This window comes from Vibrio casei (genome assembly GCF_002218025.2).
GTDB lineage: Bacteria > Pseudomonadota > Gammaproteobacteria > Enterobacterales > Vibrionaceae > Vibrio > Vibrio casei.
In genome coordinates this window covers 344,586-357,222 of record NZ_AP018681.1, presented here as the reverse complement: position 1 = coordinate 357,222, position 12,637 = coordinate 344,586, and the positions used below count along the sequence as shown (strand labels likewise).

General features: G+C 39.8%; 7 protein-coding genes and 1 tRNA gene. All 8 read right to left on the bottom strand.

Going from position 1 to position 12,637, the window contains the following annotated elements:
- On the bottom strand, positions 1-2,130 hold the full coding sequence (locus tag VCASEI_RS14505; RefSeq protein ID WP_089110627.1) for a TonB-dependent hemoglobin/transferrin/lactoferrin family receptor: 2,130 nt from the start codon (positions 2,128-2,130) through the stop codon (positions 1-3).
- On the bottom strand, positions 2,131-4,143 hold the full coding sequence (locus VCASEI_RS14500) for a prolyl oligopeptidase family serine peptidase (RefSeq protein WP_089110630.1): 2,013 nt from the start codon (positions 4,141-4,143) through the stop codon (positions 2,131-2,133).
- A gap of 427 nt (positions 4,144-4,570) precedes the next feature.
- Positions 4,571-4,645, bottom strand: a tRNA-Gly gene (locus VCASEI_RS14495).
- A gap of 228 nt (positions 4,646-4,873) precedes the next feature.
- Entirely contained in the window at positions 4,874-6,280 is a 1,407-nt protein-coding gene (locus VCASEI_RS14490; protein ID WP_089110626.1) for an aspartate aminotransferase family protein, read from the bottom strand.
- Positions 6,281-6,359: 79 nt separating this feature from the next.
- Complete coding sequence (locus tag VCASEI_RS14485) at positions 6,360-7,883, bottom strand: NAD-dependent succinate-semialdehyde dehydrogenase (RefSeq protein ID WP_086960323.1); 1,524 nt, start codon at positions 7,881-7,883, stop codon at positions 6,360-6,362.
- Positions 7,884-8,159: 276 nt separating this feature from the next.
- Complete coding sequence (locus tag VCASEI_RS14480) at positions 8,160-8,627, bottom strand: Lrp/AsnC family transcriptional regulator (protein WP_086960322.1); 468 nt, start codon at positions 8,625-8,627, stop codon at positions 8,160-8,162.
- A 49-nt stretch (positions 8,628-8,676) separates the two neighbouring features.
- Positions 8,677-9,864 carry a M24 family metallopeptidase gene (locus VCASEI_RS14475; protein ID WP_086960321.1) on the bottom strand — a complete coding sequence of 396 codons (1,188 nt, stop codon included), beginning with the start codon at positions 9,862-9,864 and terminating at the stop codon, positions 8,677-8,679.
- A 285-nt stretch (positions 9,865-10,149) separates the two neighbouring features.
- Positions 10,150-12,369 (bottom strand): TonB-dependent receptor, encoded by a 2,220-nt coding sequence (locus VCASEI_RS14470; protein ID WP_089110625.1) that lies wholly within the window; start codon positions 12,367-12,369, stop codon positions 10,150-10,152.
- Between the last annotated feature and the right edge of the window lie 268 nt (positions 12,370-12,637).

Genomic DNA, 12,637 nt, shown 5'->3' with positions numbered 1-12,637 from the left:
TTAAAATGCATAACGTGCATTAACAGTGAAATATCGACCAGGCTGAGTTGAAAAATGAGTTTGTGAACTAGAAACACCAGCAACATCTTGATACCGAGTATATTCACGGTCGAATAAATTAAGAATATTCAAATTAATAGAAAGGTCTTTTACCATTTCAACACCAACCCCCATGTCGAAAGTTGCCCATCCCGAGGTGGTTGCGCAGGTCGTTTGTAAACCAAGCTCCGTTGCACAGCTTGGTGTTCGATCCATTGATCCAGCCCAATTAACACGTGCATAGCTATTAAAAATATCTTTCGTATAATTTAGAGTGAAATTACCTTCTAATGGTGTAATTGTACGAACGTATTCACCATTACCATCTTCTCCATCAACCCAACCTGCTTTTCCTAGCGCACTCCATGAACTATTAAATGCATATTCAATTGATAGTTCAGCGCCATAAGTTTCAACCCCATTAAAATTGTCGAATTTCTTTTCAAATAATCCCGTTGAACTATTAAACCCTTGATCAACAACACTAATAAAGTTTTCAAATTTGTTGTAAAAAATAGCGGTATATATCCGTAAAGAGCCACTGTCATATTTGGAACCTAGTTCAAAGCTATCACTGGTTTCGGCTTCTAAATTGAAGTTTGGTAAAATAACGAAAGGTGTAATTGGAACAAACTCATGACTCACATAACCATATGTTTTATCGTATTCAGGGGCTCGATATCCATGCTTATAACTGACATAAGCATTAAGCTCGTTCGTGAATTGATATGTAAGTGAAGCACTAGGTGATAATTCATGGCTAGAGTTATCTTTCAAATCATAAAACTCGGCTGAAGTATTTTTTTCTGCCATTAATTTATGAGCATCAAATCTCAAGCCAAGCATAGTAGTCCATGCTCCCATTGAAATAGAATCTTGTAAGAAGACTCCTAAAGAATAACTTCGGGCAGGCGCAAAAGGAGCTGAGTTACTAGAAGTGGTTCCATTCCAATCCGAAGTGGTATCATGAACTGGACGATCGTGATATGAGGTCTCAGCTACCCCTCCATAAACAATAGTATGAGTAAGCCCCTTACTATATATCTCTTTATCAAAATCCATGGAAAAACCCAACAATTGGTCATTAAATTCACGATTATCAATTTCTCGGCGAAGTTCGGTTACTCCATTATTTTCACGATTCATTAAACGATTAGTACCTTCCTTATATTCACTAAACCGGTAATAAACCTTTGTATCTAAACTATCCATCCAAATATGATCAGCATCATATTCAGCTCCAATCCATGCTAGATAAGTTGTCGTTGAAGTTTCTTCGTTATAGTCACCAATACTCCAAATACCATCAGGTTGAAGAGATGATGAACCTTCAAGCGTATTCATTTTTTCGTTGTATATCTCAGCTTTTGCTTTTAACAACCATTGATCACTTAAATAATGATGTAGGGTATATTCAAAACTTGTCCCTTCAACATCTCGATTGTAAAGATCACTTTGATAATTACGACTTTCATTTCCTGACCAATATCCAACACTAAATAAACTACTGGTGCTCTCCGTACGAAAAGCCACATTGGAAGATATTCGGTATTTATTACTAATTCCTGTATAGGTAGTAGAAATATCAGAGTAAAAATCTTTACTTCCTAAAAGATCTTCAGGTGTGTATGAACTGAGAATAACAACACCGCCTATAGCACCAGACCCATAACTTGTTGAGCTCGCTCCTTTTACAACTTGTATTTTCTTTAATGTCGAAATATCAAAAGAATTACGACCAGCGCTATCATTTAGATCATCAGCACCAAAGCCATCTGACGTTGATATACCATCTTTAATTATCTCGACTCTATTCCCACTCATGCCTCGAATCGTAATATTCTGTGGGCGTCCAGCACCTCCTGTTACATTCACTCCAGGTTCATGCGTTAATACGTCATACAATTCAGTAGCGCCTTCTTCTCGAACATCATCAGTATTAATGACAGCGACAGAGCCAGCAGTTTGAGACAAGTTTTCTTCATATTTATTAGCCGTCACTACAACCTCATTAAATATGTCAGCCTCTGCGTACACAAAATTTGATGCAAGTAGACTCAATGTGGCAGCACTCCATTGATGCGGTTTCATTTACAGCTCCGTTATTTCAGGTAATGATAAAAAGTGGATTAAAAAGGCATAGTCCATCGCTTGTTGGGTTAAAGCCTTGCGTTGGTCAACTGAATGGCCACTTTCGAAATCAGTCAGTAATAAGTACGGTCCTCGCCCCTTACTTTTTTGAGATATTAAGGATAAATATTGAGCCCCCTCCCAGTATGGGACTCGACTATCATGCCAACCTATACGCACCAAGGTGGGTGGATAATTCGCCGAATGAATATTCCTCATGGGGTCAAAAGAAGACATAATAGAAAGTTCTTCCTGAACATGAGGATTTCCCCATTCATAATATTGTTGAGCTGTCAGTGGTAACTTAGAGTTAGCCATGCTACTGACCACATCTACAAAAGGAACATTTAAATTAATGGCCGAAAAATATTCGGGATGTCGGTTAACTGCAGCGGCTATCAATACGGCTCCAGCACTAGAGCTCATTGCTGCTATTTTACGGTTCCCTTCATTAAAGTTTTTCATGGCCTTAACGACTGAAAGAAAATCGCTAATACCTTTAGGCTTATTTACCCCTTTTCCTGCCTGATGCCACTTCTCTCCGTAATACCCTCCTCCTCGAACATGTGCGATCGCATAAACGATCCCCTGATCAAGCATTGAAGTAATTTGAGGCATGAAGTAGGGCTTCATCTTGAAGCCATAAGCACCATAGACGTATAAAACAACGGGAGAATTTTTATCAAACATTGATTTTTTGTAGGCTAATGTAACCGGAATCTTAACGTCACCAGATGGAACAAAAATCGTCTCAGTTTGATAATCGGAAACATGATAGTTAGGATAAGTATCTTCACTAATAACGCTGCGCCGAGCATGAGCAATATCGAGCATTTCCCATTTGGCTGGTTGAACTAAAGACATGCTGCGAATATAGGCAATATTACTATTGAAATCACCCACATGGCTTAACCAACCTACAGAACCTTTAGGAGCTAAAGGAAATCGAATGAATTTCCCTTCTTTATAAGGAAGGATAACAATAGACTCTTGTTGGCTATTTTTTTCTCGTATCAATATTCCAGCAGAAAATAAATGAAAGCTCTGTAATGTTGTTCCTTCTTCAGGAGAGTATAGTTCTTGCCATTTATCAGATTTTAATAACTCTTGATAATATAAAGCCGACTTTCCTGATATATTACTTTGTATATACAATAATTCATTGGCGATATCTGTCGTATATTCAATACCTGACTTTCTTTGTCTAATGGGCTCAGAAATACTACCAGACTCTAAGTTGAGTATTCTTTGCTCTGTCATTGTTTCATTATTTGATTGGACGATCGCATATCGGTCATCACTTGCAGAATAAACTGATAATAGAAATTCAACTTTTTCTTCTTCTATTTTTTTCTTCGATACTCCCGTATCTACATTGGTTAAATAAAGAGCAAATGGTCTAAAATCAGACTCTGTTTTTTTGATTGTATATAAGCTTTGATTGTTTTTTGTCCAAATTAATGTTGGTTCACTTCTATCTGAAATAACGTTTTCTTTATGATTTTCCAAATTAATAACAACAATACGATACTCTTCGGTTCCTAAAATATCTTCAGCCAGAGCAATCAGCTTACCATTAGGGCTTAAAGACCAACCACCAAGTTGATAGTAATCATGCTGAGATGAACGATATTCAATATTAAATAAAACTTTCTGAGCTTTGGTTTTACGATCGCGGATAGCTATAACACGTTCATTATTTAATCTAATAAGGCTAAGCTCAAACTTCCCTCTTATCAACCAAGGTTTTTCTGGTTTATTAGGAGCAGATTCTTCCCACTCTTTAATCAAGGTTTCTTGTAAAGGCTTTAAATTAAATAAAAATCGCGAAGATAATTCATTCTTATTTTTTAGATAAATAGCTATTGATTCAGTTTCTTTCTTACTTTCTTTCAACCAAGAAAAATCATCTTTTGTATGACCACTTTTACAAATTAAGAAAAGCAGAGTTGTAACAGCTAAAAAAAACTTCATCCGAGAAATTACCAAGAGGTGAACATAAAGTTGGTACATAATAATCCCAAATGATAATGAGATCAATTATTATTTATGTTATTATTTGTATTTGTCCGGTATGAAAAATTATATTTTGATTAATGAAACAGTGATCAATAGGCGTACTATAAATCGTTTCTAGAACGAAACAATTAATAGACTTGATTTGACACTCTAAAAATTATGTGGGTTTTTAGAGTGTGAGGTAGATGACTTATTTGAAATTATAAATACAGAACTGGTTTATTATCCTTTTGATATTAAACAGAGCTAACAAAGTAATCACATCAGTAGGCTTAAATTTTATGTCATTATTAGGAATAAATAATGACATAAAAACGCAAAATCACTCAATGAAGAGTGTTCTTTTTTCAATGACTTATGTTGGGATTTTTTCAAAAAGATTTGGAGCGTGCGGCGGGAATCGAACCCGCATCATCAGCTTGGAAGGCTGAGGTAATAGCCATTATACGACGCACGCTTAACTGGTAAGCTGTCTGTTGAAGACGGGAGTTACTATGCCATAACTTATCGAAAAAAAAAGCCCTTTTATGACATTTTCAGTTCAAGTGCACATTATATAACCAAAGAGAGCAATGCATCACCACATTAACGATAAAGTTTAAAAGGGAGAAGGAAAATATACTCGGGTAACAACTCTTCTCCCACCTAAACGTTCACTATCCTGCTGCGACACAAAGCTTTATTTTTATCTACCAACGAAACCGTTTGATGTGACCAATTTATCCATCACTTGGTTGATCGCTTGTTCCGTAATGTCGACCATTTGATCAATATCACTTTTAGTCGCAATAAGCGGTGGTGCAAAACCCAAGATATCGCCGTGAGGCATTGCCCGAGCGATGAGCCCACGCTCTAAACATGCCGCGGCAATTTGTGGCCCCACCTTTAAGCTTGGATCAAAATGCGCCCGATGGGATTTATCCGATGAAAACTCAAGTCCATGCAATAAACCAACCCCTCGCGATTCACCCACTAATGGATGATCAGCAAAAGTCGCATTCATACGCTGCTGTAAATATTGCCCGACATCATGGCTATTCTCGACAAGATGTTCACGTTCAATAATATCTAAATTACATAACGCGGCTGCCGCTCCCATTGGGTGTCCGGAATAAGTGTAACCATGTCCAATTGCCCCCCACTGATCGGTACCATCTTCTAATACTTCCCATACTTTCTTACCAATAATAACGCCAGACAAAGGCAAATAGGCTGATGTTAACCCTTTGGCAACCGTCATAAGATCTGGCTTCATATCATAATGCGTGGAACCAAAACTCGATCCTAACCGACCAAACCCACACACGACTTCATCCGCAATTAATAAAATGTCATATTTGTCTAATACTTTGCGAATGGCTTGCCAGTAACCTTTTGGTGGCGGAACAATGCCTCCGGTGCCTAATACTGGTTCAGCAATCATGGCCGCTACAGTATCGGGATCTTCACGTAAAATTAGCGCTTCAAGTTGATCGGCGCAAAACTGAGAAAACTCAATTTCACTCATATTTTCAACTTCTCGTCGGTAATAACATGGAGCAATGGTGTGTTTAATACGCTCTAAAGGTAAGTCAAAGTGCGCATGGAAAATTGGCAGGCCTGTCATCGAACCAGAAGCAATACTCGACCCATGGTACCCACGATCACGAGAAATGATTTTTTTCTTACGGGGTAACCCTCTGGCATTGTTGTAGTACCACACTAATTTGAGTTGAGTTTCGTTCGCATCACTGCCCGATAAGCCGTAATACACTTTACTCATTCCTTCCGGTGCCATTTTCAAAATACGATCAGAAAGTTCGATTAATGCCTCGTTAGTATGGCCAACATAAGTATGATAATACGCCAGTTTTTTGGCCTGTTCATAAATCGCCTCTGCCATTTCTTCTCGACCATAACCAATATTGACACAATAGAGGCCGGCAAAGCCGTCAATTAACTCAATCCCTTCGGAATCGGTAATGCGAATACCTTTGCCTCCGGTAATAATGCGCCCTGGTAACTCACCTGCCGCATATTGCTTAAGATGGGTTGAAGAATGAAAAACGCTATTACGGTCAATATTCAGTAACTGTTCGGTTGATTTAGTCATTATCATACTCCTTGCTTTTATCACTTAAATTTTCGTTATTTCATGTCGTTAATATGAAATGCTTAGCAGCTAATCACTCCTAGCAACCACTCACGGTGGGTAATTCACCTAAACAGCAATACTTGATTTCACTAAATTCATCAAAACCATAACAGCTGCCTTCTCGCCCTAGCCCTGATTGTTTTACCCCTCCAAAAGGAATAGAATGTCCGGTCATTTTGACTGAATTAACACTCACCATGCCAAACTCTAGCCCTCGCATGCAGCGGTAAATATCGTGAATATTGTGTCCGTACACATAAGCCGCCAAACCATATTCCGTCTCGTTACCCATCTTGATGGCTTCATCTAAATCATCGTAAGCCAACACCCCAGCAACCGGACAAAAGTTTTCTTCGAGGTACACCTTCATTTTAGATGTGACATCGGCCAATAATGTGGGCGGATAGTAATTAGGCCCGGGTAAATGACCTTGATAACGAGAAATTAATCGAGCGCCTTTATCGAGTGCATCTTGAACCAAATCCTCGGCATGTTGCGCAGCCTGTAGTGAAATAAGTGGCCCAAGAGTTACATTAGGATCAAGGCCATTTCCCACCACAATGCGACTCATATGTTGGGTAAATGAGGCTAAGAATTCACCATAATGACGCCGAGGTACAAAAATTCGATTCGCCGCTAAACAGTCTTGCCCAGAGGTCTGAAATTTTGCATCAACCGCCGCTTTTGCCGCTTGATCGACATTCATGTCATCAAGCACAATAAATGGGGCATTACCCCCTAGCTCCATACTGCATTTCTTAACCGTATCAGCCGCTTGCTTTAACAATAATTTCCCGACTTTTGTCGAACCAGTAAAAGACAAAGCTTTCACTTTAGGTGAGCTGCATAACTGTTTAGAAATCATCGCAGCGTCACCAGTGACGATATTGAATACTCCCGCGGGAAACCCACAACGATCCGCTAATTCCACCAACGCTAATGCCGAAAAAGGAGTATCGCTTGCGGGTTTAATCACAACAGTACAGCCAATGGCTAATGCCGCCGCCGCTTTACGGGTGATCATGGCATTAGGAAAATTCCAAGGGGTAATCAAGCCCACTACACCAATAGGTTCACGTATCGTTGAAAGCTGGGCATCAGGAATGTGGCTTGGAATAGTTTTTCCGTAACTTCGACGTGCTTCTTCTGCAAACCAACGTACAAAGGAAGCCCCATATTCCACTTCGCCTAAGGCTTCGGCTAAAGTCTTCCCTTGTTCCATCACCATCAGATGCGCTAAATCGTTTTTAGCATCCAAAATTGATTGATACCAACGCATAAGATAATCAGCTCGTTGCTCTGCACTAAACTGCCGCCAAGGCTGAAACGCCCGATCCGCGGCTTCAATGGCTTGATCTATCTGCTCTGCACTGAGTTTGGTGATATACCCAATGGGTTGATTAGTGGCTGGGTTTTCCACTGGATGAAAGTCCGAACCATCCACCCACTTGCCATTCATGTAGGCATGATTTCGCACCAAACGCACATCAGATAAACAGGTCATCATGTCATGTGAGGGTTTATAACCAAAAGAGTGAGTATGTTGAATTGCTGCATCCATTATTGCCTCCACGTTTATCTCTTGATTGTCATAACTAAAAGATAAGCAAAAAGAAGCGTAAATAATTTTGATAAGAAAGGAATTTAATGATGTTTTTTCTGTTTAAGCTGATAATGTATTCGTTTTTTTCTGAGAAGCGCAATATTTTCAGAGAAGAACAATAGAAACTAAAGATAAATAGATGAGTTAGATTGGTCACCACTAAAGTTGGCCGCCACTAAAGTTAAGAGTCGTCTATAAATCATCACTCTCTAAAATGAATATTAAGGCAAACCGTCAATTGGGGTATTCAACTAGGGAAGCATTTTGCTTAATCGTTTTGGTGACGATATAAGTATAATAACGCTCAATGCCAAGATCTGATTCCAACCACCGGTCGATTAAACGCTGATATTGATCAATGTCTTGCGTTTGTATTTTAAGGATATAGTCCACCCCTCCGCCCGTCGCGTAGCAATCTGTCACTTCTGAGGTTTCACTCATCAATTTCTCAAACTGCTTGAAAGCGTTTGCATGATGCTGCTTTAACGACACTTCTACCATGAGTGATGTCTGGTTGAACAATTTATTAATGTTCACTTTGGCACCATAGCCTTCAATAATGCCGGCCTGTTCTAATTTCTTCACTCTTTCCCAACAAGGACTAACCGATAAGTTAATTTCATCCGCCAAGTTAGACTTAGTAATCCGACCATTTTTTTGAAGAATGTTCAAAATTTTCACATCGTAGCGATCCAATTGCATACAGCCTCCGCACTAGTATTTATTCATCATTTATTGATTAAACATTTCATCAATGTTTTACAAATAAATGGCGAGGATAGTTACACAATGCTTGAGCGCCGAAATTGGTGATCACAATGCTTTCTGTTGTCTCTAATCCCCAACTTTCAAACCATAAGCCAGGCATTAAATGAAAGGTCATCCCTTCTTGTAATAAGGTTTGATCGCCCTCTCGTAAACTCATAGTTCGCTCTCCCCAATCGGGTGGATAACTTAAACCAATAGGGTATCCACAGCGCGCCCCTGCTCGGCTCAACCCAGCTTTATCTAATACTGCTTGCAAAGCATGAGCAACATCTGCGCATGTATTACCAGGCCGTGCAACATCCATCGCAGCGCTTATCGCTAAGGTCATCGCTTCATCGGCTCGCTTAAATTCATCTCCAGGTTCCCCAAGGAAAATGGTGCGTGATAATGGGCAATGATAACGGCGATGTACCCCCGCCATCTCAATAAATGTCCCTTCTCCTCGAAGAAAAGGTTGATCATCCCATGTTAAATGAGGTGCTGAAGCATCCGCGCCAGAAGGCAGCATCGGCACAATAGAAGCATAATCACCATAATGCCCCTCGTAACCCAGAACCGCTTGGCGATTAATTTCAGCCACTAAGTGATGCTTAGGTAAACCCGGCTCTATCATTTCAAACGCAACACGGTGCATATTTTCGACAATACGGGCAGCATGGTACATATAGATCAATTCTTGCTCGGACTTAATCGCTCGGCACCAATTCACCAAGCCTGTTGCATCCAGTAGTTGAGCATTTGGCAAGCTGTCATGTAACCATTCAAATGCCGTAGCACTGAAGTAGTAATTATCTTTTTCAACACCAATTCGGCCTCTGTCCCAAAGCTTCGGCTCCAAGACAGCTTTAACCAGATGCTCCATTGGGTGACATTTAGGGTTCATAACATAATAATCTGGGTAGCAATACACATGCTCTGCCGACATATAAACCGTACGCAAAGCACCGTTGGCATCTAAGTAGCGCCCAAACCAGATAGGATCACCACTGGTTGAAATAATCACACACTGGGGCACATAAAAAGACCACCCATCATACCCTGTCAACCAAGCCATATTAGCAGGGTCGTGAATGATCAATAAATCCAACTCATGAACTTCCATCGATTGACGAACTTTAAGTAAACGCTGCTGATATTCCTCGAGAGAAAACTTAAATATGACTCGTTGCATGGCAATCTCCCAACGCACCAAGCTAGAGATTGTCGACTCTAGCGAAAACACTTATCCATAATGCCAGTATGGTTCACGCTCTGAATTTTGCCCAAAAATTGGGTTACAAAAAATGTAATCATTAATGATGCTAAAAATAATGGATCTTAAAATATCAATATCGCAATGAAACAGGTGGGTAGCTGGAGAGTGATATAAGAAGGGCTGACATTCACTTATGAATATCAGCCCATTTAGAATGTGTTTTAGATAAAACCTTTAAGTTTAACTAAAACAATATGTTAATTAGTACTTAACCTGATAGCTCAACATATACGTTCGGCCTTGACCTTTATAGTCAAAGATCGCGGCTGGAGCAGAACCACCGTAATACAGTTGAGCACGTTGACCCCAAACTGTTGTGTAGTCTTCATCCAATAAGTTTTGAATGCCAAGCGCTAAACTGCCCACGGGTAATTGAATAGAGCTGGTAAAGTCCACGGTGGTATAGCCATTCAATTCGCTATTAAAGTCATCACTCAAATCAAACATCGTATTGCTTTGTAAACGCAATCCATATTGATCATCATACCAACCTACCCAAGTACTTGCCTTAGATGCACTCGCGGTTGTCACGGCTGATTTTACCCAATTACCATTACTGTCTTTCTCTTCAGTACGAACAACATGCCCAGAAGCACCCACTTGTAAGTTAGTGGTAAACCAATAATTTAACTCGGTTTCTAATCCGTACACACGTTTGTCAGAATCGGCTACTGTGACTGAAAGGTTCTTCTTATTATAAGAAATAACCTTATCAGATAGTGAAATATACGCAGCCGTTTGAATACTTAACTCACCAATTTGGTTACGCATCCCAACTTCAAAGCTGTTCGTTTTCATTCCTTCAAGTTGAGAATCAGCAACATTAATGCTGTCTATTAATTCTAAGTGGCCATCCGCATTGCTGTCTTGATAATTACCATAACCATAATATTTAGCCGGATCAGCCAAATCAAAACCTTGCGAGAAATTCGCCCACACTTGGTTCGTGTTATTGATACGATACAAGGTCCCTAAGTTAAACAAACCTACATTGTAGTCAGTACTACCGCCATCAATGCTGTCAGCCGATTGGTATTGACCTAACGCTATTTGTGCTTGTTGATCGGATCCCACATAGTCATCAACGGTATTATTAATATATTGATAACGGTATCCGCCCTGAACCGTCCAATCATCGGTAATGTTGAACTCACCTTGAACAAATCCAGCAATAGAAGCCACTTCCGTTCCCGGATAACGACCAATCGTTGCATAAGAGCGGTTGACTAAGCCACCTGTTGCATAACTCGTCGCAGGATCAAAGATCGTTTGGCTACTTTCCAAAGTGTCAATATACCCATCGATACCATAAGTTAAATTAAAACGGCCGAAATCTTTCAATAAAGCCATTCTTAAACTCACTACTTCTGTATCTTGTTCTGAAGCTGCCATGTAGGTACCGTAAATAAAGGGAATAAAAGACATATTTTCTTTACGGTACGACGCTTGGATCATTAACTGTTGGTTTAAGAAATCCGTATTAAGGTAGTTCATGTTGAGCATATAACGCTCAGTACCACCTTGTTGGTCAGACTCGTAACCTTTCGCGCGGGGATCAACTTGGCTAGGATCTCTTAGGCCCGCAAAATTCTTTCCAAAATCAACACCATATGGACTATCTTGTTGACTATCATAGTATTGAGCAAGAATAGAAATCGTTTGGGTATCCGTTAAATTTACTTCACCCGAGGCCATTAGATCTAAGACTTCATTATACTGCAATGAGCCTTGAGTGATGTCATGAATAATACGTTCGCCATTCCCATCATACTTTGCGCCCGTTTCATGGTAGACCGCTGAAATTCGTCCACGAGCTTTATCATTACCACCACTGATCGACTGAGCGATCTTGCCATCATAATCATCACTATTATTAAAACCAGATCCTGCGCCAAGATAAGTTTCAGCTTGAATACCATCTCCAGATTTGGCTTTCTTCGTCACAATGTTAATCACGCCACCAGTGGCACCTGCACCATAGACTGATGTGGCACCAGAAAGCACTTCAATACGCTCAATATTGAACGGATCAATTGAGTCAAATTGACGGCTGATAGAACGTGATGAATTCAAAGAAACACCATCAATCATTATTAGAGCTGAACGACCACGTAAGTTCTGGGCATTATTGGTACGGCCTTGGCTACCAATATCTAGCGATGGAATCGTTGCGGCTAGAATATCACCTAAATTTTTTCCTGCGCGTGCTTCTTGCTCAATACGCTCAGAGTCGACATACCAAACCGTTCCTGGAATATCGCTGATACTTTTAGGGGCGGTACTGGCTACAACCACTACGGTGTCCATTGAAGATGGTTTTTCTTCTGCATTGGCATTAACAGAAAAACTGGTGATGCCTGATAACGTTAAGGCAACCGTAAGTGGCTTTAACTTCAATCCTTTTAAGCTACTGATTTCCATTTGAAAATTTCTCTCTATATTGTATGCAATTTTAAAAAACTCATCTCTATACTTCACAACAGTTACTTACAACACTTAAGAATAGTAATACCAATGATAAGCATTACTATGTGTAAGTAAAAATCATCCCTTTATCGAATCTGAAAAATGGATTCATAGGGAATTTATTAGGACTCAATGATCGCTTATCAGCGATAACTATCGGTCCTTTATTTCCTTCATACTTGAAACGACAACTTCAAGCATGGTGGATATCGATTGTCTACAT